Here is a 26,352-nt window from a genome sequence, read left to right on the forward strand (position 1 = left end):
TAGAGCTTCCCCCTTCATGGTTTCGAAAATAAAAATGCGCCTCCTTAATAAAAGGAAGCGCATCTCCGTTTGAACGGTTGATTGCTTAATACCCACTATTCCAAGTGACTTTGTAAACTTTTTTATTACTATAACATGAGTCGTCTTTGTTGACAATACGTAATTATTTATTTGTTTGGAGAGACGATACGCCTATTGATAGCCCTTAACAGTCATGATACCTTATTACCAAAATATCCGACTACACCCGTAAGAATAGTGTGTATGTCGAATGGACCAGTCATCTGGACGTCTGCCGCAAGCGCGGCGAATGTCCGGATGGCTTATTTTATTGTCAGGAGAGGTGGAGATGGTTATGAGCGAATCACTGCAAAGTTCCGGAGGAATGTCGCTGTCTGCCGACGTACTTATTATCGGGGGAGGTCCTGCCGGCACTTGGGCAGCCTTGTCCGCGGCAAATGAAGGCGCCAAGGTCGTGCTTGCCGACAAGGGTTATTGCGGTTCCAGCGGCGCAACCGCGCCGTCCGGAACGGGGGTCTGGTATATCCAGCCCGATGCCGAGGCCCGATTGGAAGCGAAGATGAGCCGCTACGAGCTTGGCGGCCAGTTGGCCGAGAACGCCTGGATGAACCGCGTGCTGGACAAAGCCTACGAACGCATGCACCATCTGGCGGAGCTGGGTTATCCCTTCCCGCTGGACGTAAGCGGCAAGAGCGTTGTCCGAGGACTGCAGGGGCCGGAATACATGAAGCTGATGCGCCAGCTTGTTCTGAAGGCCGGCGTGAAAATACTGGATCATAGCCCCGCGCTCGAATTGCTTGCCGACGAGCATGGCGTAGGAGGAGCGCGCGGCATCCGTACGCAAACCAGCGAAAACTGGGAGGTTCGTGCCGGCGCCGTCGTGATCGCGACGGGCGGCTGCGCCTTTCTAAGCAGGGCGCTTGGCTGCAACGTATTGACCGGCGACGGCTACTTGCTGGCCGCCGAGGCTGGAGCGGAGATGTCCGGCATGGAGTTCTCCAATGCCTACGCGATCTCTCCGAGCTTTGCGTCGATTACCAAAACCGCTTATTACCGTTACGCCTCCTTCTATTACGAAGACGGCAGCATCGTGGAAGGCGCAGGCTCGCAGCGCGGCCGTTCCGTCATCGCCCGCAATCTCCTTCAGGGCCGCCAGGTGTTCGCGAGATTGGATCAAGCGCCGGAGGAGATCCGGCCTCGGCTTCGCGTCGGCCAGACCAACTTCTTTCTGCCGTTCGACCGTCTCGGCATCGATCCGTTCCGGGACATGTTCCCCGTCACGTTAAGGCTGGAAGGAACCGTGCGCGGGACCGGCGGCATCCATATCGTGAACGAGGATTGCGGCACGGCCGTACCCGGATTGTATGCCGCGGGCGATGCCGCAACGCGGGAGCTTATCTGCGGGGGCTTCACGGGAGGAGGCAGCCATAACGCCGCATGGGCGATGTCCTCGGGCTCCTTCTCCGGCAAAGGCGCCGCCGCTTATGCAAAATCGCTGGGAGCGAGATCCTCGGACCGCGCCTTAAAGGGATTATCCACCTCGCAACTGACCCGACAAGAAACGTCGACTGGAGGCAAGACAGGCGACATTGTCGAAGCCGTCAAAGTCGAGGTGCATCCGTACGATCGCAATCTGTTTCGGACCGAACAAGGACTGGTCTCTTCATTGGAGAGACTGGATCAACTATGGAAGGAAGTCCGGGCAACGCCGGTTACGCTCGATAACCGCGCCTACAAGTTCCGCGAAGCCGCGGCCATGACCGCAACCGCCCGCTGGATGTATCGTTCCGCCCGCTTCCGCACCGAAACGCGCGGCATGCACAAGAGGGTCGATTATCCTTCGCTGGACGGCAGCCAGCGGCACCGGCTCATTAGCGGCGGACTGGACGAGGTCAACGTTAGAACCGAAGAGGTTTCCAAGGAGGTCGTGCTGGCTTGATCGAGATCGTAAGCGAGTCGAAGTGCATTCAGTGCAACCTGTGCGTATCCGTGTGCCCCACCAATGTGTTTGATAAGGTGGACGGAGATATCCCCGTTATCGCTAGACAAAGCGATTGCCAGACCTGCTTTATGTGCGAGCTTTACTGCCCTGTCGACGCTCTGTATGTATCGCCGAATTCGGAAGGCGGCGATCTGGTAGAGGAAGAGCTGTTAGAAGAGAACGGCCTCCTGGGCAGCTATCGGGAAAAGATCGGCTGGGGATCGGGCAGAACGCCGATTACCCGCCATCCGCTCATGCTGGAGGGCCGCAACTGATCCTTTTGCGTAACCGACCGTTAAATCGGAGGCGTGCTTCGTTCCTGGAAGCGCGCCTCTTTTATTATGATAGCAATAATCCAGAGCCATCCATTACGACGAGGAGCGTGTTGCCATGCGAATATCCAAGCCATCCCTGATTACGTCCATCTTCCTGTCCTTTCTGATGATCGCCGCCTGCTCGCAAGGAACGGGAACGAACCCCCTCGAGAACGTCGAGCAAGGGAAGGCGGACGATCCGGAGCCTGTAACGCTAAAATTTTACGTTAACGGAATCAATTTGTCCGACACCGAATTTCGGCTAATGGTGGAGGAACCAACCAAAAAGAAATATCCGCACATTACGGTCGAACGCATCGTTCCGCCGCAAGGAACCGGCTTGCCCGAGCTCATCGCATCCGGCGAGATCCCGGACATCATTTATGCCAGCGTCGGTACCTATTATCAGCTGCGGGATTTAAATCTCGATTATTTGCTGGATGATCTGATAGCCAAACACAAATTCGACGTCAACCGCATTAAGCCCCACATATTGGCATCGATTACCGACTACAGCGAGGACGGCACCAGTCTCCACGCGCTTCCCTTTAATGACAACGACACGATTCTCTACTATAACAAGGACATTTTCGATAAATTCGGTGTTCCCTATCCTCCTGATGAACAGATGACTTGGGAAGAAGGGCTTGAACTGGGCAGGCAATTGACTCGCAACGATAACGGCGTTCAATACATCGGACTCGAGGTCGCATCGGGCCCCGCGCATCTCCAAAGCAGCCTGGCACTCGGGGCGCTTGACCCCGATACGGGGCAAGCCGTCGTCAACACGCCGGAGTGGAAGGAGGTATTCGAATTTCAGAAAAAGGTGTTCGAGGTACCCGGCACCGTACAGGGAGAAACTTATCTGTACAATAAAGATGCCTTTATAACGGATCGAATATTGGCGATGAGGCCGAGCTACATCGCCAACATGGTGGGCACGCTGGAGGAGCTGAGGCAAGCGGGAGATCCCATCAACTGGGACATAGCGCCGGTGCCGAATTTCCCCGATGCGCTCGGAACGAGCAAGGAGGTCAACATTCACTCGCTATACATTTCCAGCCAAAGCAAACATAAGGACGAGGCCTTCCAGGTCATCGCAAACATTCTGTCGGACGAGGTGCAAACGATCTTGTCGCGGAACGGTCGGCTGCCTTCCATCGCCAATGACGAGATCGACCGCCAGTTCGGAGCCGACGTCCCCGATCTGCAAGGCAAAAAGATCGACAACCTCTTCAAGGCGCGAGGCGTTCAGCTTCACAAGCCGCACGAATACGAATCCAAGGTGGCCAAGTTCGTCACGGAGGCATATCAATCGCTCGCGTTGGACGGCGTCGACATCAATACGGCATTGCGGACGCTCGAGGAGAACATTAACGCCGAGGTCGCTAGGCTAAAGGCTACCTCCAACAATTGAGGATGCAATCGACCATCGCCAACCTGTTAACGGAAATAAGAGACCTTATCGAGACCGTTTGGCGTGATTTTAAAATCTAACGGAACTCTGCGGCGCTATTTGTGACAAATCCAGCCAAAACGCGGACTTTGGCCCAGCATAAGAGCTGTCAGTTCCGTTAGATTTGTAAAATGGTGCTTTTGGCTTAAATAATGCCTTTCAGTTCCGTTACTGTTACTCCCGTTCATTGCTTGCCCTTATCGCGGCTGTATGCGTACGTAATAAATAAAGGCCAGCATCGCGGGGTGTCTCAAGTCCCGAGCCTGGCCTTTTTTTTCATTTTGAATCATCAAAATTCATCCCCTGTCATCATTACGGCGTTTCATTCATTTCCCTCAACTCATCAAGCAGAGCCAGCCAAATAGAGGCATCTCGCTCTTCTTCAATCGTTCGCTCCGTCTTGTCCCTAATGGTCATTTTGTAAGTGCCGCGATACTTCGTGGTAATGGCTTAGAGCAGCATGTTGTTAGCAGGTATTATTTTCTATACATAGGCCTAACGGCATGGTATAGTCGATTTGCAAGGATTGGTATTTTATCCAGTCGCAGTGGCGAAGTTCGTAGATAAAACGTTATACGACAGGATGAAATTTATGTTTGATAACTATTTTTCAGGGAGATGAAATATGAAAAAAAGACCACTACCAGTTACTATTATTTCAATTCTAATCATGCTAGTAGGAGTTTTTGCTATCATTTCTTACACATTAGCTTTATCAAAAGGGGCACAAATAAATGAAGGACTTAATCTAAAAGTTCCTGGCATTATCAACATAACTATAAAGTACATTGGAGCGGTACTGTTAATAATCGGATCGACTCTAATTCTCAGGGGCAATAATTGGGGGAGATCGCTTGTAATAGGCTGGTGTGTCTTATCATTAATATTATTCGGAGATTATGTGGGGCCGAGAATTATTTACATAATAATTATGTATCTTATGCTATTTAATAAACGAGCAAATGCCTTTTTTTATTCTAACCCCGATTTAAAAAATAAAGAAATGTAAGTGTCTCGGAGTCCCGTGGCTCTTAAGACTGCCGCGCTCAGCGTATCCTGCGCTTGGCGCGGCCGTCTCTGCAAATCCAATTAAACATCTCATCTTTTCCCGTAATAACCTGATACTTTCCGTATACCTGCCGCCATATCTTCTATGTCTTGATCGGTGAAAAACTCGTTAATCGGCAGGCGAATTGCAGTTTCCAAAATTTGTTCGGCAACCATACAGTCGCCCTCTTTATATTCTGCAGACGACAGTTCGAAAGGAAAATGGCTGCCAGGATAGGCTTGTCTTTTTTGGAATAAGGGCTGCATATAAACAACCTGCGGAATATATCCCGCGGAGCATGATATCCCTTCCTCCGCGAGCGCTTCCACGAACTCATCCCTCGTGCAGTCGAATTGCGCCTCGTCGATACGCAGCATGTAGAACCAGTATGAACACCAGCCCCCATTCGTCACTTGATGCGGATGAATCCCCGGCAAATCACTAATTAATTTCGTCAACCAATCGCCGTAACGATTACGCTGCTCACATATCCAATGCAGTTTTCTAAGCTGGGCAACGCCAACTGCGCCCTGCAACTCAGTCATTCTATAATTTGGAGCGACTTGATGCAAATCCCTAATCACGCTGCCCTCGAAACGTAGATAGTTTTTGTCGGCAAACGCATGTGTCTTCTGATAATCTTCCTTATTACCGGAATTTACCGTCACGATGCCTCCGTCCCCTGTAGATATATGTTTGAAGTCATTCGTGCTGAAGCACCCGTAATGACCAATCGTACCAACCCGTTTACCTTTGTAAAGGGTCAAGTAGCTCTGGGCGCAGTCCTCGATCACCTTTAATCCCCTACGCTCCGCGATGTCCATAATCGCATCCATATCACACGGATTTCCCGCAAGATGGACAACGATAATCGCTTTTGTCCGGGAGGTAATACTCGCTTCAATCGACTGCGGGTCCAAATTGTATGTGTGAGGATCCAGATCGGCAAAAACCGGGATCGCATTCTGATATAAAATTCCGACCAACGTCCCTTGATCCGTAATCGGACTCGTAATCACCTCATCGCCAACAGTAATGCCGCAGGCGCCAAGCGCCACGTGAATCGCCGCTGTCCCTGACGATGCCGCTACGCTATATTGCACACCGTAAATCGCATTAAAGTCGTTTAAAAACTGTTTGACCTTGTTTCCATTATGATAAAACAGCGTATTTTGCTCCAGAGCTTCCACCAGTTCCGCAACTTCGTCCAAACCGAATCTTTTACCGCTGCCAAACTGGATCTTCTTTACCTTTTCTCCGCCGAATATTGCCAACTTGCTCGTATCCATCCTCTTTCCACTCTCCTATAAATTCGCACCTTCAAATTTTGATCAGTCTCTTATCCAGCTTAAACAAGATGGATTTCCAAGCGAAATACAATTCACCGGTATTCGTCAACACAGCCGCTTCGGCAAGTCCCGGCAACGGACATATTCGTTCCGTCAACCCTGTTCGAACATTTAGTATCATTAGTTGTTCGCTGCCGAAGACCGCAGCCCGATCACCCTCCAGCATGACCAGAGCGCCAATTGGCTGTCCTATCCCGATCCGATTAACAAAGGTCATGGAGGTCGTATCGAATACATAGATATCATGACTTGCCGGTACGAGGACACGGGCTCCGACAGCAAGCACGACCCCCAGCTTAATCCCTTGCGGGAACGAATGCTTGTAGACGATACGTCCTTCCGGCGACCAGACAGCAAAATGGCAGTTTATTTTTTCATTGTAAGGCAGCCCACTGGCGTATCCATTCGTCACAAAATACAAATATTGGTCGTCGGCTGCCAATCCGCACACTTGCTGACCGGGAATGGGATCATACCAGTCCAGCACTTCATGCGTACCTGGATCGATACGAGATAAACCGCCGCCGTACTTTCCGTATTTCGCTGACCAACCCGTCCATATGCCGCCATCCGGTCCGACAATCGTCCGGCCTGTCGGTCGGACCAGCTCTGGAGCAATCGAACGGAGCGTCTTGGGATTAAGATTATTAATCTGGTCCCACGGCTGTAAAGGATCGTATACGATATGATCTCCACCGGAATAGGCGGACATATACAACTTTCCCCCGGCAAACTGCATCCCGTACACTTCTCCAGATCCATTGCAAACGATTGAGGAATTCCAGCAGCTGCCTTCTTCCTGGTCATAGCTAAATATCGTCTGACCGAAAGCGGTCGCCCCCATATCCGCCCATCTTCGTCTGAGGTAAGTTCATGGATGGTTGTCGGCGGGGCAGGCACAGGAATGCGGCGCAAATCCGTCTGTCCGGTACCCGGGTCGAATACAAAATACTCCTGTCCGCGAACCCCTGCCAATTTCCCGCTCGCCAGCTTGACTGTCTCACGCATGATATTGTCCGCAAGCGCAACCTTATGCAGCTCTAATTGTTCAATAAACCTTTCACCGGAAATCCGGGCAAAAGTGCCCGGATCAAAAAACTCAAAATCCCCGTGAAATTCCGTGCAAATAAATTCATCCGTAATCTGCCTGATCTCAGCCTCCTGATTGCCGAATTCGAACAAAGAACCACTATCGATGTTGTAAGCCCGCAAGAACGGGGTGTCATATCCGCCTTTAATGACAATATGGCCCGGAACTTCGCCATACACCGTTCTACTGTACTGATCGAGCGGATTGTCGGATACGCGCCCCAGATTTTCCAACGTATGATGTTCCGGATCATAACGCAGCAGAACACAGCCGGGATACGTTCCCCCATACACCATTCCATCCGAACCAAGCGTTATATTCCATATATACAGTTCGTTTTCGTCTTTTAACGGCTTCGCCCATGTCCGTGTTTTCAAGTCGAGACTAAGAAGGTAGCCGTAACTCTCGCAGGTGCTGACCTGCAGCCGCTCGTAGCGGTCCAAATACAAGATTCCCCATGCTCCGGAATCTCCGGGAAACCGCAGTTCTTCTCCCTCTCCCGTCTCCGTGTCGATGATCACCAGATTACCGGTAGAACCTTCGACATAATTGGATAAAATAAACTTCTCGCGTCCGTCCATAGGATCGATGATTACGATCATACCCAGAATGTTGAAATTACGGCATGGCTCTGCCACAGCAGAGTACAGCCCAGTTGGCGCATTTATCATCTAAATAACCACCTTCTCTTTTTACAGTCACACACCTTATACGCCCTGTTCCTCTACAACAACGGTATGTCTGCCGATCGGAATAACAAAGCTGAGCAGCTGCTCACCGGAATTGTAGGATACATCGCCGACTCCCAACGGTTGACCGTCTATTGTCACTTCGACCCCAGCCGTTGCGGAATGAATGTCGAATATCAACTGCGTGTCGGTTTCAACTGTCCCGGTCCATACTGCGCCTTGTGCGCCATATTCGAACACAGCGTTAAATGGCGCTTGGGCCTGCAGGAAGGTCACGCTGTCATACTTGACAAACTTCCCCTGCGTTAAGGATATTCCCGCCAGAGTTCCACCCGATTCCTTGGTCACAACCGCCTGGTCAGCGTCGCTTTCGACGTCAAGCGCTTGATAGCTGCCAGTCCCCGTCTTGAACAGTACAAGATCGAGGAGGGGATTGCTCCCGCTGCGAGCCACCGAAGCTCCGATCACACCTGTTCCCTGAATCAGTTCGGCATCAAGTTCCTTCTCAAATTCCGGTGCCGGCAATTCGGTTTCCCCAAACTCAATCAACTTGATTGCATCTATTCCCATAAAGTAGTTACCGGAAGCCGCATTCTTGCCGACAATTTCATACCGAATCGTATGCGTTCCTGCCTGGAGCGTTACATCACCATGGCGGAACGGTGCTGCCGCCTGAACTTCTTCATCGTATCCGTCAAACACGCTGCCGATCAGTACATCGTCGAGGTATGCTTGAACCTTTCCATACAACGGCGATTGGATAAACAACGTATCAAGGGAATACGTCCCCGCCGTCTCGACATCAAATTCGAACGTCATGTAATCCCCGATTTCTTCCGCACGATAAAATACAAGCTGCGTATCCACAGCTTCTACCACCTTCAAAACTTTGCCGCTTGATTCGAATTCAGGCAGCAGATTCGTCGCCCGGTACAAACCCGGAATATGAATGGGTGCGGCCTTAATAACGGTCATATACTTGTAGTCAGTCGCTGGAGCCTGGCTCGTTATTTTTGAGAAGTAGCCGTAGCTTTCCGCACCTGTATACTGCTGAGTCGTAATCGGCAATGTGCCGGAACTAAGGAACTTCGCCGTTAGCGACGCCCGGTCATTGTGTATAAACAGGTTATTGCCTTGCGTTGTCTGCCCAGGCGCCGCAGCCTCCCCGTCCACGGCAAATTCCGAAAGCCTGCCGCTGTACAAAATCCAATCGAACGTTCGTGGAACATTCGCTTTCAAGTCGTCAAAAATGACGAAGTACTCCGAATTTACATACACGACATGACGATCAAAGCGCTCCAACTTCGGATTTCCGTATGCGTCCGCCGCCGAGCCTTTGATGTAATCGTATGAGGGCGATAACATCCCCTTCGCAAGACTTCCCCCGCCCAACTCCGATTGTCCCTGGCCATCTACCAAAATCGTGCTGTGGCCCATACGGGTAGTAAATTCATTTATGGGACCGGGAGAAAAGTCTTGATAGCCGGGATCGGCCGCTATCCATGACCGGTTTGTCGCAATCTGGAAGCTGTTCTGATCATAATGGTTATGTCCGAGCTTGGAATTATTGCTTACGAACGCAAACAATGTATCTTTTTTGTCCCAGCCGGAGCGAAGCGCGGCCCATCCAATTTCATCAAGTACGGTTGAAGAGGGCATATCGCTTGGTTCGGTAATCGTCGACTGAGGATTGAAATACAGAAAACGCATGAACGGCGTGGATTCGGGCCGCGTTTCATTGAGATACCATCCGGAATGGCCGTTGTCTAACCAATTGTTGATAATGCTCATTGTTGGTCCGAAGTAGTTGTCATACTGGGAATCAGAAAATGCAGCAAGACCGCCGCCCCCAGGCGCAAGGAAATAATTGGCCCAACGGACAATAAAATCATTTAGCAGCGGATGATTGATAAATTCGGTTAATCCCGTCGTCCGTGAAATGCTGTCGATCGCCATCAGCATATTATCCATGGAGTAGCTTGAATATAATAGTCCTTCCGACTTTCCGGAATTCATCCGTTCATCCATATACCAATTCATGTAATTAGTCGCTCGCGTCAAATACTTCTTGGCATTCGGCAGCTTGCCAAGCATAACCGTCGCTCCTACGCCTAACGCGGAAGCGCGCAGCATCTCTATATTATTATCAAGTCTATAAGTCGAATCTACATATAGCGGGATTAATCCGTTTGTTTCAAGCGCCGTCTCGACCTGGGTCCGTTCAGTGCTTGTGAGTTGATTGTACAATACGTCATAAGCCATGCTGACTCCCAGTGTGATATGCGCCGTGTCCAGGCATGTATAGCCCGCATCGCATTCTGTAGTACTGTCATTCCAGGATTCCCATCCCGCCATTGCCAACATATACGCCTTCGCCTTGTCGGCGAAATCCTGATCCTGCGTTACGGCATACGCCAAGCTGAGTGTTTCCAACCGGACCTCGATCGCCCGGCTCAACGCCGTCCAATATGGATATTGACCTGCGTTGTAACCAGGGGGATTTGCGAGCGGCCCGGGCTCTTGCGGCGGCAGCGGGAAAGTAAGCGAATAATCATTGTAATAATCTATCGTAACACTCGTTTCATTTAAGTAGACTTGAGCTTGTTTCTCTAATATTTCCCACAATTGATTGCCGGTAAGTCCATAGACCTTATTAACTGTATCGTTCGCTTTAGCTCGAAGGTCACTAAGCTCGCTGCTTGTGAAATATAACCGAGGATGATCATTTACGACCAAAGAAAATTCACGAACCGGCTCAAACGCCGCGAGTCCGAACTTTGCTTCGTCGAAGTAAACCGTTCCTTGGTTAACGCCATGAAGATAAATGAGAATCGTCGCATATGCAGCATCCGGCGGCGCCACCCGATTAAGTTTGATCTCCTGCCATGAACCGATCGTTGCATTTGTTCCAATTACGACATCGATTCGCTCGTTCTCGCTATTCCAATATTCCAGGTACAATTGCGATACCCCGGAAACGTTATAGGCCATGACGGAGGCTTCGTATTCCTCCCATGGCGTTACCGGTTGCTGCATGGAGCGCAGGCCAGTCGCATTTACGGCAGATGGATCAACCAGTTTGACACTGTGTGTTCCCGAATAGACGGTGCCGGACTCCGCTTGATACAGACCGTTTCCTTCAAAATCGATCCAATTCGTTGGTTTGTCGGCAAGAACTTCCTCAAACCCGAAGTTCGAGCCTTGTGCGTTAACAAATCCGAACGCAGCTTCATCGAAGTATGCAGTTCCGACGTTGACACCGTGCAAATAGATAAGTATTGTCGCGTAAGCTGCATCCGGCGGCGCCACCCGATCAACAACGAGCTTCTGCCAAATTTCGGTCGTTGAATTCGTTCCAATCCCTACATCGATCCGTTCATCCTCGCTGTTCCAGTATTCAAGGTACAATTGCGAAACGCCGGCAACATTATAAGCCATGACGGAAGCTCTATACTCTTGGTTTGGCATGACCGGCAGCTGCTTGCTGCGCAGACCCGTCGAATGGATAGATGATGGATCATCGAGCTTCACGCTGTATTCGCCCGAGTAGACGATGCCCGTCTCGGATTCATAGCGGCCATTGCCTTCAAAGTCGCTCCAATTCAACGGTTTTCCATCGAATTCTTCTTCAAATCCCAGGTTCGGACCGAGTGACGATGGAACTGCCTGCAACGATGAACTATCAAAATAGGATGTGCCTACGTTCGTCTGGTGCAAATAGAGCAATACAGTCGCATATGCTGTGCCGCTCGGCGCTTCCCGCATAATGTCGAGTCGATTCCACTGGTTCTGCGACGGATTGCTAACATATTGAACATCGATGCGTACATCAGAGCTGTTCCAGTACTCCAGATAGAAGTGAGACGTCCCCCCCACATCGAAAGCGTATACGCTTGCGCGGTAAGTCGTCCCAGGCGTAACCGGAATATGGGAGCTCTGCAATTCCATCGACGTGACTGCGCTCGGATCGTCCAGCCTGACGCTGTAGCTGCCGCTTCGCACAAATGCACCATTGGATATGGACTCGATAGAGCCAGTCCCTCTTCCTGTCCACTGCTCCGGCAAATCATTTGAAACAACCTCGAAATCAGGGTTCGGCATAAGCTCGCCATCTGCATCAACTTTCAAAGGTCCCGTCGTCAAAACAAGCGAATTGCAAACGATTAACATAATCAAGAGTTGATAGATAAACTTCTTTTTCATCATTTTTCTACTCCCCTTATGAATGATCTGCTTGCGTTAACTGTATTGCTTACCCTTTTACTGCCCCCAGCGTGGCGCCTTCCATAATTCTGCGTTGGAATGCCATATATAAAACTAGCGAGGGTATCATCGTAATTGTTACACCTGCAAATAAAGTGACCCAATCCGCGTTGAACTGCAATTTCATATTGGCTTGATACATGGTGACAGCAATCGTATATTTCGATGGATCGGTTAAATAAATGAAAGGCCCCAGGAAATTGTTATACAACCCCAGAAATTTAAAAATCGCAATTGTCACGATTCCGGGGGTAGACAATGGCACAATCACTCTTAAAAAAGCTTGAAAAAAAGATGCCCCGTCAATTATAGCGCTTTCCTCCAATTCTTTTGGAAGCGATGCCATAAATCCACCCAGCAACATGAGTAAAAATACGTTCTCGCCGAAACTGTCCAGGATGACCAACCCGGTTAAGCTGTTGATCAGATGCAAATCCTTCATCAGTAGATATTGTGGAATCAACGCGTTGATTCCCGGAAGAAACAATGAAAACATAATCGATGCCCAGATGAGCTTCTGAAAGCGGAACTTCAGCCGAGTCAATGCGTAAGCATTCAACGTTGTCATGAACGTGCCCAGCAGCAAGCTTGCCCCGACATAATAAACGGTATTGAGCAACGTTGTGCTTAACTCATACGAGGTCCAGGCCCTAACATAATTTCCCCAATTCATTTGCTTCGGAAATGCCCATACATCCTGAAAAAACTCGACATTCGTCTTGAGTGACTGGTACAACACCCATATTAGCGGAAATAAAATAGTCGATGCACAAACGAGAAGAATGAAGCGCCAGACGTAATCCATCGATGAGGCTTTCTGTTCCATATGATCTAGTCCTTTCATCCAATCTAATATTCAACGTCATCTTTCGGCATAAATTTATCAAGCAACAGCTTGGCAACAACCAGAATAACGAATAAGAACATGCCGATTGCCGAAGCATAACCATAATTGTGATAACCCTTGCCAAAGGCAAGATTAAACATATACAAGCCGATAACATCCGTTGAACCAGCTGGACCGCCGTTAGTTAAAATGAGTATCATCTCGAAACCTTTGAATACTCCGAGAATCGTAAATAATACCCCGACCCGGACTACTCCCCTAATGAGCGGAATCGTAATTTTAAACAGCCGCACATAATGGCTTGCGCCTTCAAGAATGGCTGCTTCATACATGGATTTGGGCACAGCGCTCATCGCATTCATGAATATGATGATATACAAACCTATGCCAGACCAGACCGATGGCGGAATAAGCGCCCACAGCGCCAAACTTTCTTCTCCCAGCCAATATAATTCACCGACATTAATGCCGATTGCTTTCAATATCCCGTTTAACAAACCGAAACTACCATCGTAGATGAACGCCCATAATAGAGAAATTACTATAATAGACAGTACATTGGGTAAAAAAAACAGCACTTTATAAAACTTGTACTCTGCAAATGAGTTTTTGGATAACAAATAAGCGATAATAAGTGAAATAACAATAACCAAAAATGGAATTGTCAGCATCAAGAGGATATTATGATATAATGCCCTCCATACGAATTCATCTTTGAACATATTGATGAAATTATTAAAACCTATATACACGGGCTCATTGAACCCGCTCCAATTTAAGGTAGAATAATAAACACCCAGGGCATTCGGGTATAGGCCAAATAGCAAATAACCAATATAACTCGGCGCAATGGCTATTATAATAAATAGCATTTTTTGAAATGCTGTTTTTTGATACCACGACTGCTTGTATGCAATCCCGATTCCGGATGTCAATTTAGCCTTCAATGAACCTTCCTCCTCGTTGATGAACCTGCCCGGAGATTATCGTCTCCGAGCAGGCCCCATATATATGCTGTTCCTATTGCTGTTCTTTCCAAGCTTGCTTCATATACTCATCGGCTTTCTCCAATTCGGGAAAAGGTTCTTTCTTTCCTGTGACAATTCCCGTAGTTGCCTCCGCTATGACCTTAACAGCTTGACTGACAGCAGAACTGCTCATGGTAGTCCGACGTAGCGGCTCATAAAAGACGACATTATTATTGGCCGCGTAACTCGCAACAGCACCGGGTACGGTATCCAAAGAAGCTATACGAGCCGGATCATCCCCAAAATCCAGACGTGTCGGATATATACCCGCTTTAGCCAGTTCCGTGAGAACCTCGAAATCATAAAGGAATAACAAAAATTCTTTCGACCATTTCTTGGATAGTTCAGGTTTATTCTTCCAAACGATCATTGAGTTGGTGGAAGCTGCGGATTGAATGTAAATTTGAGCGTTCGGATCATTGCTCACCGGCAACCCCATGAATCCCCAGGAGAATCCTTCCGGCGTAGACTCTTTCATTTCATTGCCGATCCAATCCCCAGATGCTACCATCGCCGCTTTGCCCTGCAGCACTTGCATTTGCGATTGCGTATGATTAAGAGCTGCTACTCCTGCCGGGAAATAGCCTTTCTTCCCTAATTCAAACATCCGGTTGTATTCCTTTTTAACCAAATCATGCGTATATACCGGTAAGCTTAAGCTGCCATAATGCTCCTCGTATTCCTTAAATGTACCTTGTTCAGCGGCCAACGCCCACGGAATCATGTCGAAGACAAAGCCTGTCAAGTACTCCGGATAAATTCCCGGGAAAGTAATAGGTATGATCCCGTCTTGTTTGATCGTCTCCAACAAAGCGACGAATTCATCCCATGTTTTCGGATTTTTATTCCAGCCCTTCTCGTTGAACAAATTTTCATTGAAGAACAATCCCGCCGTATAAGATCCCATCGGCAGGCTGTACGTATGTCCGTCAGGCGCCGCCCCAATAACGCTCTCAGACAATACGGATCTTAATGTTTTACCCGGTTCGCCGATTAATTCGCGATCAAACAAATCTTCAACGGGTTCAATTTTCCCTGCATTTCTTATCTCCTTCATGGTTTCGGCGCCTGAAAACGCCGGATAGAACAAGTCATACATTTCGTCGTCGTCATTCGCTGCGATTTTGGGCTCCAATATTTGGGCAAGTGCCGGTGACGATGTAATATCGAACTTCACATTCGGGTACCTCTCACTGAACTTCTGTACGGCAAATTCGAACCATTCCTTACCATAGCCGCTTTCCCAGAACCCGACTTTGAGCGTTACTTCCTCATCTATCGAAAGTCCGTTTTCAGGATATACCCTCGGCTCTGCAGACTTATTCTCTTCTTGTGTTGCAGTATCCGTGGTCGGCTGACTCTCCGGGCTTGATTGTGTTTTTGTCGCCCCGTTGTTCCCATTGCTACTGCATGCAAACATAACCATCGACAAGGTCAAAACAATTGCAAGAACAGCTGACAATCTAATTCCTTTTTTCAAGAATAATCTCCCCTTTTCCGATTCTGAAATTTGAATTCATACGAGTACTATCATGATTCAGAGAATTGTCGGCAAAGTTGTCTCTTGGCGAAATATCGCTTTTTTGCATTTCACGCCAAAGCGTATCTCCGCATCGGGATACGTCGTGCAATCTCCATGCGGGATGGGCAGCCAAACCACTGGTTCAAAATTCGATTTGAGATCGTCGGTTTGAATTTCATAGCAAACTTCAAATATGTTCGTATTAAGCGCTTTCAAAACAAGTTTTCTTTTATATCGCTCCCACTGTTGAATCTCGTCGCCCGTCCAAAAAGCAAATCCCCTCTTTCTGGCTTCCGTCACGACCTTCCGCAAAGCGCTTCGCACTTCCTCGGAATGATGAATATGCCTTTGATGAAAGAGAAAATGAGCTACGCCTTTAACCAACGCTACTTGATCCAGAAAAGGAATAATGACAGAACTATCCGCTAATGACGGCTCTTCTAAATCTTGAGTCAAGAAGCTGATTTCAACAACATCATAGAGACGGTTCTGCTCATCGACCCACGCGATAGGAAAATAAGGATGACAGGTGCCAAACAAAAAGCCTATATTCCCTCGTTTGCTTGGACCTCTTGTTTGATCGGATGCAATGCCGAACTCCTCGCACCACGAAAAAAGCTCACCCCAGCCTTCTATTCGGGTATAATGATTTTTATTGCTGGCAACGTCAGTCGAGGATATGGATTGATGCAACCAGCTAATCTGTCTGCGGAACTCCTCCTTAGACCACACCCCATTATCCAGATCGAGCGAGTTGTAGTGAAATGCCAGCTCATGTCCGTCGGCCTTTACTTTCTCATAGACGGCTTGGCTGTAACCCGGCTCCATCATGCACCAAGTCGATGTAATTCCCAACTCTTCAAGAACGGATAACGCAGTGATGGCATGATCGTCCATATTCTCATCGCTGTCATGGGAAATTAGCGCAACGGAGGGAATCCCTTCAGGCCAGTAATCCATAAAGGGCAACACTCCTCCCTGCTCAACTGCTCGTTGAAGCAAGTGGGAAATGATGACCTCCCTCCATAAATCTGCATAGGGATATGCAAAATAGGGAGCGCCCGTTTCCGTCTGAAGTCTGTCGTTACTCCAATCCATCTCGTAAACGTCATCGGCCTTCAATATTCCGTCATTAACCGAGGCGCTTCCATCCTCTGCAGGAATACCATCCGCAATAACCGGCTTGCTTCCTTGCTGGAACTGTACAATCATCGTGATTGGATCTACAGCCCAACGATCGATCCTGCCACTGCCCACTTGTGCATGTATCAGTGCGGCTCCGCTATGTTCCCCATTGGGGCCTCCTATGTGCAGACTTCCAACGCCAGTGACTGCTCCAGCATAATCGGACTTGATCTTCCATGGACTAGCTTGCAAATATCTCATTGCATGCTGTTTATTAAAAAGCGGAGCAAGTTTCGCATATCCCGCCCCTGTCTCTCCCGATTCTTCGCAGCCTATTCGATCCTTAAGACCGGCTAAACCGCCGTAAGCAATAACCGTACCTCCCTTCTCTGCAAAATTCCAAATAGCCTCTTCTGTTTCTTCCTCTTCCGAGGCTACAGCTACAATCAGAATGTCCAGATCATTTAGTATCTTGTCCGCACAATGATGAACGGTAAGGAAAGGAATGCCTAAATGCTCGAAAACCTCCCTTATATAAAGCTGAAAAACATTGTGACCTCCTTCCCATAGAGCTCTGACTGCCTTCTCTTCAATAAATACACCTACTCTTGTTAAACTCATTGCAAATTCTCCCCCATTTGGTTACCTGTATCATACTTGTTATGTTATACGAAAAAATCCGTTTCGTCAACTAAATAACACCGTTGCTGTGGGGGAAATTCACATACAACGGTGTTATTATTTATTCATCCCTAATTAGATCCATCATTCTTGACAATAATCGTTTTGAGCCGTTCAACTACCGTCTCCGGCCTTTCCATTCCAGCCCAATACATGCGCATCTCTTCATTGACTTCATTGACTATCTCCATATTTTCAAACACATCGTTTATAAACAGGTATCGATCCATTCTGTCATCATGTAATTGCAGGGCTTCGATTTCGTTCGCGTCCCTCGTTTGACGGTTAACACTGTTATAGATTGATAAAAGCCCGGTTTCTTGGGCCAAACTTAACTGAACCTTCGGCTCCAAAGTAAATTGGATGAAAAGTTTGGCCAGTTCCGGATTAGTGCTGGACCTGCTCATAAGCATCCCATTAGCTATCATTAACCCGCAGCTATTGCTGTTATCGGGGAAGTGAGCCACTTGCGGTTTAAAAACATAGTTAGGGGAAGATAAAGAAAGCGTAGTCGTTAAAATCATTCCTATCCGGCCTTCCTCAAATAAACGTTGCGCAAAATCCTGATCGCTAAGAGCGTAGATCGGACTTACTTTATCACGGTAAAACAGGTTCTGGAAAAAGCTAAGGAAACGTACCAATAAATCCGTATTAAATCCGCCAGGATCATCCGTGGAAAAGCGGACACCTTGATTCAATGCGAGCGCCAACCATCTATTAATAGATGAAGACAAGGCTAATCCGTAAATATCAACCAATCCGTCATCGTCATTGTCCTTGGTAAGTCGCTTCGCTGCTTCTACAAGCTCAGCAAGAGACCATGTCGATTTAGGACACTCAACGCCGTTCTGTCTGAATAATTCAGGGTTATAGGCAAGAAAAATGGGAGAATACGTAAGCGGTGCTGCGTATACTTGTTGTTGATGTGTAAATGCTTGCAAAAGCTTCCTCGGGATATCTATATTTTCAAATATTTTTTCCTCCAGGGGGTAAAAATCATCAAGGTAAATTGCCGGAAAGGAGCTGTCAAGAATAATCATCAGGTCAACTTCAACTCCGAGTCCCCTAATATCCTCCAACACCGTATTTGCACCGAGCGGTACGGACAATACCCTGATCGTAACGCCGGGATAACGTTCCTGAAACATTTGAATTAATCGGGGCAGAGCTCTGTCCGAATATGCAGATGGAAACGGCGAAGCAATAAGCAGAGTCTGCTCTTCGCCTTCCGGAACAACCAGATTTGGGGACACGATCGTTCCTTTGCCCGCCATCTTCACGATTAACCCTTCGCCCAGCAGTTCGTTCAATGATTTCCTCACAGACGTTCTACTCATCCCATACTTTTGACACAAATCATTTTCCGATAATAAGTACTCGCCTGACTTAATAAAACCTGATAAAATTTGAGAACGCAATATGCCAGCTAATTCCATATAGCGAAATTCATTTTCCCTTTTCACACTCACCCTCCTAATCAACCGCTCCTACCAGTATAATACTTGTATTGTTTCTGGGAAGCAAGTGTCCTGGCAATTCTGGAATATGACCTTATATAATAGTAGGTTCGTGCTGTTCCATGCACGCTAACAGCCCGACTTGTGATCACGTCACAAGCCGGGCCGTATTGTAATTGACATCAGTCGTGCCGATCATCCCTCAGGAAATAATTTTACCGTTGCGCCGCTCTGCCGGCTTTCGTTCGCGCATTCCAGGAATCGTATGATTTCGATCGTCTCTTCCGCTTCTACATCCGGCTTCCCAGTCTGGAATGAATGCATAATCCTGCTCAGCAGTCCGGCGTAGATCGAGTTGCCTTCAAGGCGAATATCGACTAAGCTCGCGGTGGATTGCCGATGTATCAACGCGCCGTACTGCCAGTTTCCTTGGCGATTGCCCCTAACCGTTCCGATCCGTCCGTCCTGCCATACGCCAACCATGCAGTCGTACCCTTCATTGCTTGTAACGGTAACCGATACGCAACCCTTCCCCATAATCCGGTAAAGCATCTCAACGGTATGAATTCCGTACCAGTAATACCCCGGCAGTGGAGGTTCGAACTCGATCGGACCGTAACAATCGGCTCCCAGAATAGCCTCGGTATCATCCCGCTGCAATTCGGCAACCAACTCATCCGTATAACGAAGCGATGAGCAGCTCATGAGGGGCACTTGGTAGCGAGCGGCAATTTCGAACATTTCCGCAGCCTCCGAGCTGCTGACCGCAAACGGTTTATCGATAAACACGGGCTTGCCGTACGGGGCAATCCGCTTGAATAATTCCAGATGAACTCTTCCGTCCACAGACAGAATCATCACAGCATCGCATTGCTCCGCGACTGCTTCGGCTGAATCGACAATCGGCACGCCGAACCGATGCTTCAGTTCATCTGTAATCCGTTCCACTCTTCCATAGCTTACAGCCAGGTCAGCGGATGGCTCGCCTGGATACGCAGCGACGATACTTCCGCCTGGCACGTGTCCCGGCAGGAGCGAGTCACTCAGCAGAGCGGCAAATTCAGGGGCATGTGAGGTGTCTAGTCCGATCATGCCAAGTTTAAGAGAATGGGACACGAATCAGGCCTCCTTCTTCTTCAATTTGGCAAACATGTTCCATCCGCCCAGAAGGGAGGGATTCCCCTGATCGGACTCCAACAACCTCTCGTAATTCAAGGCCGCTTTGCGGTAAGCGTTTGCGTATTGCTCGATTTCCGATTTCCGAAAATGCTTGAACCAGGGAATCGTAAATAATCGGGCGGATATCCCTTCCGTCACCGGCAATCTCGAGTCCAACTGTCTGACGTCGCGATGGCTGGTCGCTATCCGTGTCGGTTTTCCGTGACTGTATACGTCTGCGGTTTTGTTCAACAGGTGAGTGTGCAGGGGAATATTGCAGCCGGGATAGCAGTCTTCCACACCTTCCGCTCGCACGGCTTCGGTAAATCGCGTAATAGACAATCCCCCGAGTTCTTCGGGAACGTAATGACCCCGAGCGGCGTACCAACCGCCCATATAGATGCCGGATCCCTTCTCCGGACGATGCGCTCGCAAGCCCGGCACATCCTCGAGCAGGTCCCAGAAGTAATTCATTGCCAGGCTGATCTGCTCATGCCTGGCATCGTAATGGCGAAGCTGAACACGCCCGACTGCCGAGCTAAGCTGGTGCATGCGGAATTTATATCCCCCGAGCGGAAGCTCGATAAAGGGCTGCAAGCTTTTCGTCTCGATTCGTTGGTCGTAGCGCTCATAATGCCCCAGCGCAATCGCACGCTCATAAATTTCGCGATCACGCGTCACAAGCATGCCTGCTTCGCCAACTGCAAGCGCTTTGCCCGACATCATCGACATGCCGGCGACATGACCGATCGTGCCTAATTTCTTCCCCTTATAAATACCGCCGTGCGCGTGCGAAACGTCCTCGATTACCTTTACTTGATACTTGTTCGCGATAGCCATAATTTCATCCATAGCGGCTGGATGGCCTACGTAATGGACAACGACAATAGCCTTCGTGCGTTCGCTTATACAGCGTTCGATGTCCTTCGGATCCATACAGAGCGTAACAGGGTCGATGTCTGCGAATACGACAGTCGCGCCAAGCGAGTATGCAGACGTGCACGACGCCCAATACGTAATACTAGGACATATAATTTCATCGCCGACTCCGACGCCGCAGCCATACATAGCGGCAAGCAGCGCATTCGTTCCGTTATTGAACCCTAGCGCATAGTCCATGCCGAGCCAGTCGCGAAAATCCGCTTCAAACTGCTCCGTCACCTCTATACCGGACATCGCGCCTTTGCGTAGAACGTCCAACGCCGCTTCCTCATCCTCCTGCGTAATAATCGGCCATGTAAACAAATCGCCTTGTTCGGTAGCTACGGCTTTCGTACCCCCAAATAACGCCAACTCTTCGCTGCTCATGCTGCTCATCCTCTCCAAATGCTAATCGATTTTGCCCGTATGATCCGTTCAGAATCGCAAGCGAGCAAGTCAACTTAAGTGTACGTGACCCCGAACCCGAAATTCTTTACCTTTCTTCTCATTGACTTACCGTATCCGACAAATTAGCGGGCAAACTCCTCAATCCCTATCCCGGCATCATATATCTCGCATTACCCTTTGACAGCCCCGACTGTCGTTCCCGAAATCAGTTGTTTCTGGAACACGGCATAGAACACAATAACCGGGACCAGCGTAATTATAGAGGCGGCAAACAAGGTCACCCAATCGGCCTTATACATCATCTGAATATGCAAGTTGCTGATTCCTACCGCTATCGGATATTTCTTCTCGCTTGTTATGAAGAGCAGAGGCGCCAAGTAGCTGTTATACACGCCCAAGAAATTAAAAATATTGATCGCAATCAAGCCAGGCTTACACATCGGCAGCAACACACTGACGAACGTTCGGGTATAGGAGCTGCCGTCGATATACGCGCTTTCCTCCACTTCCTTCGGAATGGTCTTCATGAACCCTGTCAACAGAAAGACAGAGAAAGGAATTGCCGTCGCTGTTAAGTAGATGCTCAATCCCCATAGGCTATCGGTTAAATGCAATTGCTTCATTAAAATGTACTGTGTAGTGATGGCATTGATCCCGGGCAACATCATGCTGATCGTAATCAGCCAGAAAATCGGGCGGTTCATCGTAAATTTAAATCGGGCAAGGATATAGGATGCCATTGCGGCCAGGGCCGTCGCCAGTAGGAGAGATACGGCGAGGATAAACAACGTATTGCCCATGTACGTCATAATGCCAGCGCTCTTCCAAGCCTTAACATAATTGCTAAACTGCAGCTTGTTCGGCAGAGCCCATATATCCGCATAGAACTCCTGATTCGTCTTCAGCGACTCATATAGAAACCAGAATAGTGGAAGTATGATCAGTATCGCCCAGATCAACAGGCCGATTCTGATGAGAATATCCCAGTAATTCAACTTGTTTTTCATCTGTTTATCCCTTTCTATGCTCTGCGATGGCTAATACTGAACAGAATCTCTTTTCATCACTCTCGTCAATATAATCGTCACAATCAAGCTGATAAAGAACGTAGCGACGCCGATCGCGGAAGCGTAACCGTAAGCAGGAACAAATGCGCCAGTTGCGCCAATCAGCCGCGGCATCATATAACTCATCATATATGAACCGAGTAGCTCGGTCGAACCAAGCGGACCTCCCCCGGTTGTAACCAAGATTAGCTGGAAAGAACCGAATACATTAATGATTGCAAAAATAAACGACACCTGAATCATGTCCCATACGAGCGGAAGCGTGATTCGGAACGTTTGAACCCACTTACCCGCACCGTCCATAGCGGCTGCTTCATACAACGTTTTCGGAATTCCGTTGATCGCTGCAATCATTAATACCATATAGAAGCCTACGCCGACCCATACTTGCGGCACGATCAGCGCCCAAAGCGCTGTATCCACATTGCCTAGCCAAGGGAAAGACTCCAGTTGACGGATGCCGATCATTTCAAAAATACTGTTCAGTATGCCGTTTCGCGGACTATAAATGAACACCCACAGCACACCGACCAAGGAAACCGCCATAATGTTGGGAAAGTAGAACAACACTTTATAAAATCCGGCTTCTTTAAAATTCCGTTGACTTAATACAATCGCGAAGAAAGTTGCGATCGCGAACGTCAGGATGGGAATGGTAACGAGGTAAATCAGGTTGTTCCATAGCGCGTTGTGAAAATAGGCGTCATGATACAGATCGTTAAAATTTTTGAAGCCGACAAATTCCTTGACGGTAGACAATCCGTCCCATTGGAGCAAGGAGTAATAGAAGCTAAGTACGTTCGGGTACAAAATAAACAAAAAAAAGAGCACGAGAGCGGGCAACAAATAAAAGCTGATGGTTAAGTTTTTTCTTCGCTTGATCGTTAGAAATTCACTACGCTTCTCCATTCAGATCCTCCCGGGAAACGGTAATAAAAATAGAGGGTCGTGCATAACGCCCTCTATTTTTTCACACCGTTATTGTTGCATCTTGTTGCGATTGCCAGCTTATCGCCCGCCGACTTCCGCCCACACCTTCTCGATTTCGGCATCCGCCGCAGCTCCGACTTGTTCAGGCGTCTTGATTCCCATATACACTTCGAGAAAACCATTGTTCATGACCTTTAGATCCGCATCCGTATATTTGGGATTGGCAGCGAGCTTATCCGGCGGCAGTTTCGAGTAAGCAAGGTTTAATTCTACATTGCCCGTCAGCAGCTTCATCACCTCTTGATTGAAAGGACTGGCGAATTGGGTCAGAGATTCATCCTTCTGAACAGACTTCACGACCGGGATCCCCCCGCTTTTGATGAACTCTGCTTGTACTTCCTTGCTGTAATAAAATCTCAAGAATTCCTTTGTCCAAGTTTTGTTCAATTCCGGTTTCTTTGCCCACGCCCATATCGAGTCGCTATATCCCATAATATACCGGGGATCGACCGACTGATCGTTGGTCGGCTGAATCATAATGCCATATTCGAAATCCGCGGGCGCCGCATTCTTCATCTCATTCTCAATCCAGCTGCCCGAAGGAATCATAGCGGCATTACCTTGCAGGAACTCCATCTGGCTTTGCGTATGGTCCAGCGCTTCAGTCCCATTCAGGAAATACCCTTTATCCTTCAATTCATTTAATTTAACTAGCGGCGCGATATTGGCCGGATCGGAATAAATGCCCTGCTCCCGCTTTACATACCTCTCTTCCCAACCATTGTGATAGATGGATGCCATGTTGGTCAGCCAAGGCAGATAGCCTACCGTCCCGGCAAATGCGATTGGCGCCGTTTTGCCTGAAGCCTTAATTGTATCGAGCAATTGCAGAAATTCTCCCCACGTCTGCGGATTCTCATTCCAACCATTCTCCGTGAACATCTTCTTGTTATAAATAATCGATATCAACGAGATATCGGCAGGCAACAGTCGAAGCTTCCCGTCGTAGACAAACAGCTCTCTTGACGATTCCATCATATCCTGGCCCATGGTCATATTCGGATCGTCCCAGGTCGGCTTGCTCATCAAATCCGACAAATCCTCGACAACGCCGCTTTTGATCAGGTTGGGGTTAAATCCGGCTCTGCCGAGCATCAGGTCAAACATATCGTCATCATCGTTTGCTGCCACCTTGGCGCCGACAATCTCCGTAATCTTCGGGCTGGTCGTCAGCTCAATCTTCACATTCGGGTAGATCTCCATAAATCTACCAACCGCAAGTTCGAACATTGCGGTGCCGAACCCTTGATCCGGGGCAGCCATCTTTAATGTGATCTTATCGTCCGGGGATAAACCTTCCGGATAATCGGATGATTGGGTTGATTGCGGCAATGAAGACGCACTGTTACCCGGCGAAGCAGACTGACCTTCCTTGTTCTCATTGCTCCCGCAACCTGCCAGCACAGTCGTTAACAGCAAGCAAATGACAGCGAGCAAGGTAGACGTTTTTTTGATTTTTTTCATACCTGGACCTCCCTCAGTTTCTCCAAAGCACTTGTAAGCGATTTCATTATAGCACTCATTCGACTGTGGATTCTTTACCTATTATACGTTTGACTTAACGTATTCGACGAAACCTGGCCACGATAATCCTCCGAGAGTGCTTGAGCAAGCTGGCCGATGATGATGTCCTCGATCTCTGGCACAAAATTGCCGTGCAATCCGAAAAAATAGTTGCACTCCGCTTCGTACCCGCCTTCCCGGAGCATCTTGCGAGTCGGCACATAACTAAACACGCCATTCGTGTAGCCGAGTACGATCATGCCGTCCTTCCCGCGGCCAAACAACCGCTTGATCAATAGGGAGTATTCAGTGGATACCTCGCCCTCCAAGCTAATTAAGCGTGTCTTATCATCAAGCTGCCATATTGAAATGTAGTATGGAATCCGATCCTTGATCGTTCCTTCCTTTATCGCTTGGATGGAACGCATGCCAGCACTTGCTTCGAAAGTCCCATTCTGAGGATCGTCTATAATAGCCCGGAAATGCGCTTCTGCGAAACGCTCCGTATAAAGCAAAGGCGACCGCAGATCCGCCTGGAAATGGCAATCAACCTTTCTGAATTGCCCGCTGTGCATGAGTTCGCCGACTTCTTCCGCCAAGACGGTCCCTACTTGCCGAATCTCCCGGCTGTCGCTACCGGTGAAGCCGTGCTCCGTCGTGTTCATCCGGGGCTTCAATTCTCCTGCGCAGCCTTGCAGGAACATAGCGACTGCACCCGGATGGTTCATCTCCAGAATCTCGGAGGTATACCCGGCAAAGTCGTTCGACAGCAAATAATTATTCGAGCTCATCGCCGTTGTATGGCACCCATAGCTGTATAAAATCCCTTGGACCGCGCCGGCACGGTCAACCAACTTCAGCACGAACAAGTCCCGGTCGAGCTCTCCCTCAAAGTATGGAGCCCAATCTACACCCCCTTGCGCGTTTGGCCTTCTTCGACTAACCGCAAAGTCGGACTCCGCGCACCCGATCCAAAGCTCTCCCTCTTGCATACGATCGTAGCAATCGCTCACCATGCGCAGCAGCGTATCCCGCAACGTATGGAATAGCGCCTCATCCTCCGTATAATCCAGTTCGCTTTCTTCCTCGGCCCAGCGGTTCTGGGCAATGCTGTATCCTCCTCTGCGAAGCGCAGGGTCAACTCCCGTCAAGAAGAAGGAATGATGCGTGTGGGAGAAATTAATCAGTACCTCTTCATGCTTGAGACCAAAGCGCTCCCGCAACCCCTCCTTGATGCCGACAATAAAGCTATGATCTGATCCGAGCGCGTCGATCGTCACGATTAGCAGCGGGCGATTCGCCACCAGAAGCGCCGTCTTCATGTACAGGGGGTCAAGTACACCTTCAGACTTGCGCGTTCTGTCGCCGAAGCCATGCATAACGATCGGCTTGTCAGGCGTAATATCTTCTTTAGCCAGGCTAAATTGCATCGCT

Annotated in this window: 19 protein-coding genes; 4 read left to right on the plus strand and 15 right to left on the minus strand. The window is 48.8% G+C overall.

The annotated features are described in order from the left end of the window. Positions 1–355: 355 nt before the first annotated feature. From H7F31_RS27640 to H7F31_RS27655, 4 genes are all read left to right on the plus strand, one after another. On the plus strand, positions 356–1,960 hold the full coding sequence (locus H7F31_RS27640) for an FAD-dependent oxidoreductase (protein WP_397373194.1): 1,605 nt from the start codon (positions 356–358) through the stop codon (positions 1,958–1,960). Then, a complete protein-coding gene (locus H7F31_RS27645; protein WP_187101412.1) occupies positions 1,957–2,277 on the plus strand; it encodes a 4Fe-4S dicluster domain-containing protein in 321 nt (106 codons plus the stop codon). Before H7F31_RS27640 ends, H7F31_RS27645 begins: the two co-directional genes overlap by 4 nt. A gap of 115 nt (positions 2,278–2,392) precedes the next feature. Continuing rightward, positions 2,393–3,733: an ABC transporter substrate-binding protein gene (locus H7F31_RS27650; protein ID WP_187101413.1), complete on the plus strand. Its 1,341-nt coding sequence runs from the start codon at positions 2,393–2,395 to the stop codon at positions 3,731–3,733. Positions 3,734–4,397: 664 nt separating this feature from the next. Further along, positions 4,398–4,781: a hypothetical protein gene (locus H7F31_RS27655; protein WP_187101414.1), complete on the plus strand. Its 384-nt coding sequence runs from the start codon at positions 4,398–4,400 to the stop codon at positions 4,779–4,781. Between the two features lie 89 nt (positions 4,782–4,870). Here the strand turns inward: H7F31_RS27655 and H7F31_RS27660 are convergent, their stop codons facing one another. The 15 genes from H7F31_RS27660 to H7F31_RS27730 all read right to left on the minus strand — a co-directional run bounded on the left by H7F31_RS27660 (position 4,871) and on the right by H7F31_RS27730 (position 26,348). Continuing rightward, complete coding sequence (locus H7F31_RS27660; RefSeq protein ID WP_187101415.1) at positions 4,871–6,109, minus strand: DegT/DnrJ/EryC1/StrS family aminotransferase; 1,239 nt, start codon at positions 6,107–6,109, stop codon at positions 4,871–4,873. A gap of 31 nt (positions 6,110–6,140) precedes the next feature. Further along, the gene (locus H7F31_RS27665; protein ID WP_187101416.1) at positions 6,141–6,611 is read right to left on the minus strand and encodes a hypothetical protein; all 471 of its coding nucleotides are present in this window, start codon (positions 6,609–6,611) and stop codon (positions 6,141–6,143) included. Next, entirely contained in the window at positions 6,578–7,930 is a 1,353-nt protein-coding gene (locus tag H7F31_RS27670) for a ligand-binding sensor domain-containing protein (protein ID WP_187101417.1), read from the minus strand. Before H7F31_RS27670 ends, H7F31_RS27665 begins: the two co-directional genes overlap by 34 nt. 36 nt (positions 7,931–7,966) lie before the next feature. Continuing rightward, entirely contained in the window at positions 7,967–12,154 is a 4,188-nt protein-coding gene (locus H7F31_RS27675; protein ID WP_187101418.1) for a heparinase II/III domain-containing protein, read from the minus strand. Positions 12,155–12,200: 46 nt separating this feature from the next. After that, entirely contained in the window at positions 12,201–13,037 is an 837-nt protein-coding gene (locus H7F31_RS27680; protein WP_187101419.1) for a carbohydrate ABC transporter permease, read from the minus strand. Between the two features lie 23 nt (positions 13,038–13,060). Next, positions 13,061–14,005 carry a carbohydrate ABC transporter permease gene (locus H7F31_RS27685; protein WP_261800157.1) on the minus strand — a complete coding sequence of 315 codons (945 nt, stop codon included), beginning with the start codon at positions 14,003–14,005 and terminating at the stop codon, positions 13,061–13,063. 73 nt (positions 14,006–14,078) lie between these two features. Beyond that, positions 14,079–15,566, minus strand: a complete 1,488-nt coding sequence (locus H7F31_RS27690) for an ABC transporter substrate-binding protein (protein WP_187101420.1) — start codon at positions 15,564–15,566, stop codon at positions 14,079–14,081. 57 nt (positions 15,567–15,623) lie between these two features. Beyond that, positions 15,624–17,354 carry a polysaccharide deacetylase family protein gene (locus H7F31_RS27695; RefSeq protein ID WP_187101421.1) on the minus strand — a complete coding sequence of 577 codons (1,731 nt, stop codon included), beginning with the start codon at positions 17,352–17,354 and terminating at the stop codon, positions 15,624–15,626. A gap of 131 nt (positions 17,355–17,485) precedes the next feature. Continuing rightward, positions 17,486–18,877 (minus strand): extracellular solute-binding protein, encoded by a 1,392-nt coding sequence (locus H7F31_RS27700; RefSeq protein ID WP_187101422.1) that lies wholly within the window; start codon positions 18,875–18,877, stop codon positions 17,486–17,488. Between the two features lie 189 nt (positions 18,878–19,066). Further along, positions 19,067–19,987, minus strand: coding sequence for a Gfo/Idh/MocA family protein (locus H7F31_RS27705; protein ID WP_261800158.1), 921 nt, complete (start codon positions 19,985–19,987; stop codon positions 19,067–19,069). A gap of 3 nt (positions 19,988–19,990) precedes the next feature. After that, entirely contained in the window at positions 19,991–21,337 is a 1,347-nt protein-coding gene (locus H7F31_RS27710; RefSeq protein ID WP_187101423.1) for a DegT/DnrJ/EryC1/StrS family aminotransferase, read from the minus strand. A gap of 191 nt (positions 21,338–21,528) precedes the next feature. After that, entirely contained in the window at positions 21,529–22,365 is an 837-nt protein-coding gene (locus H7F31_RS27715) for a carbohydrate ABC transporter permease (protein WP_187101424.1), read from the minus strand. Positions 22,366–22,395: 30 nt separating this feature from the next. Continuing rightward, positions 22,396–23,334, minus strand: a complete 939-nt coding sequence (locus H7F31_RS27720; protein ID WP_187101425.1) for a carbohydrate ABC transporter permease — start codon at positions 23,332–23,334, stop codon at positions 22,396–22,398. Between the two features lie 99 nt (positions 23,335–23,433). Beyond that, positions 23,434–24,879, minus strand: a complete 1,446-nt coding sequence (locus tag H7F31_RS27725; protein WP_187101426.1) for an extracellular solute-binding protein — start codon at positions 24,877–24,879, stop codon at positions 23,434–23,436. 74 nt (positions 24,880–24,953) lie between these two features. Beyond that, positions 24,954–26,348, minus strand: a complete 1,395-nt coding sequence (locus H7F31_RS27730; RefSeq protein ID WP_187101427.1) for a neutral/alkaline non-lysosomal ceramidase N-terminal domain-containing protein — start codon at positions 26,346–26,348, stop codon at positions 24,954–24,956. Positions 26,349–26,352 lie beyond the last annotated feature (4 nt).

This window comes from Paenibacillus sp. PAMC21692, from assembly GCF_014303795.1.
GTDB classification, from domain to species: domain Bacteria; phylum Bacillota; class Bacilli; order Paenibacillales; family Paenibacillaceae; genus Pristimantibacillus; species Pristimantibacillus agaridevorans.

Coding starts and splice junctions, on each gene's coding strand:
- H7F31_RS27675 (WP_187101418.1), bottom strand. CDS start 12,154: ATGATGAAAAAGAAGTTTATCTATCAACTCTTGATTATGTTAATCGTT.
- H7F31_RS27680 (WP_187101419.1), bottom strand. CDS start 13,037: ATGGAACAGAAAGCCTCATCGATGGATTACGTCTGGCGCTTCATTCTT.
- H7F31_RS27660 (WP_187101415.1), bottom strand. CDS start 6,109: ATGGATACGAGCAAGTTGGCAATATTCGGCGGAGAAAAGGTAAAGAAG.
- H7F31_RS27710 (WP_187101423.1), bottom strand. CDS start 21,337: ATGAGCAGCGAAGAGTTGGCGTTATTTGGGGGTACGAAAGCCGTAGCT.
- H7F31_RS27695 (WP_187101421.1), bottom strand. CDS start 17,354: ATGAGTTTAACAAGAGTAGGTGTATTTATTGAAGAGAAGGCAGTCAGA.
- H7F31_RS27655 (WP_187101414.1), top strand. CDS start 4,398: ATGAAAAAAAGACCACTACCAGTTACTATTATTTCAATTCTAATCATG.
- H7F31_RS27720 (WP_187101425.1), bottom strand. CDS start 23,334: ATGGAGAAGCGTAGTGAATTTCTAACGATCAAGCGAAGAAAAAACTTA.
- H7F31_RS27640 (WP_397373194.1), top strand. CDS start 356: ATGAGCGAATCACTGCAAAGTTCCGGAGGAATGTCGCTGTCTGCCGAC.
- H7F31_RS27730 (WP_187101427.1), bottom strand. CDS start 26,348: ATGCAATTTAGCCTGGCTAAAGAAGATATTACGCCTGACAAGCCGATC.
- H7F31_RS27725 (WP_187101426.1), bottom strand. CDS start 24,879: ATGAAAAAAATCAAAAAAACGTCTACCTTGCTCGCTGTCATTTGCTTG.
- H7F31_RS27650 (WP_187101413.1), top strand. CDS start 2,393: ATGCGAATATCCAAGCCATCCCTGATTACGTCCATCTTCCTGTCCTTT.
- H7F31_RS27715 (WP_187101424.1), bottom strand. CDS start 22,365: ATGAAAAACAAGTTGAATTACTGGGATATTCTCATCAGAATCGGCCTG.
- H7F31_RS27670 (WP_187101417.1), bottom strand. CDS start 7,930: ATGATAAATGCGCCAACTGGGCTGTACTCTGCTGTGGCAGAGCCATGC.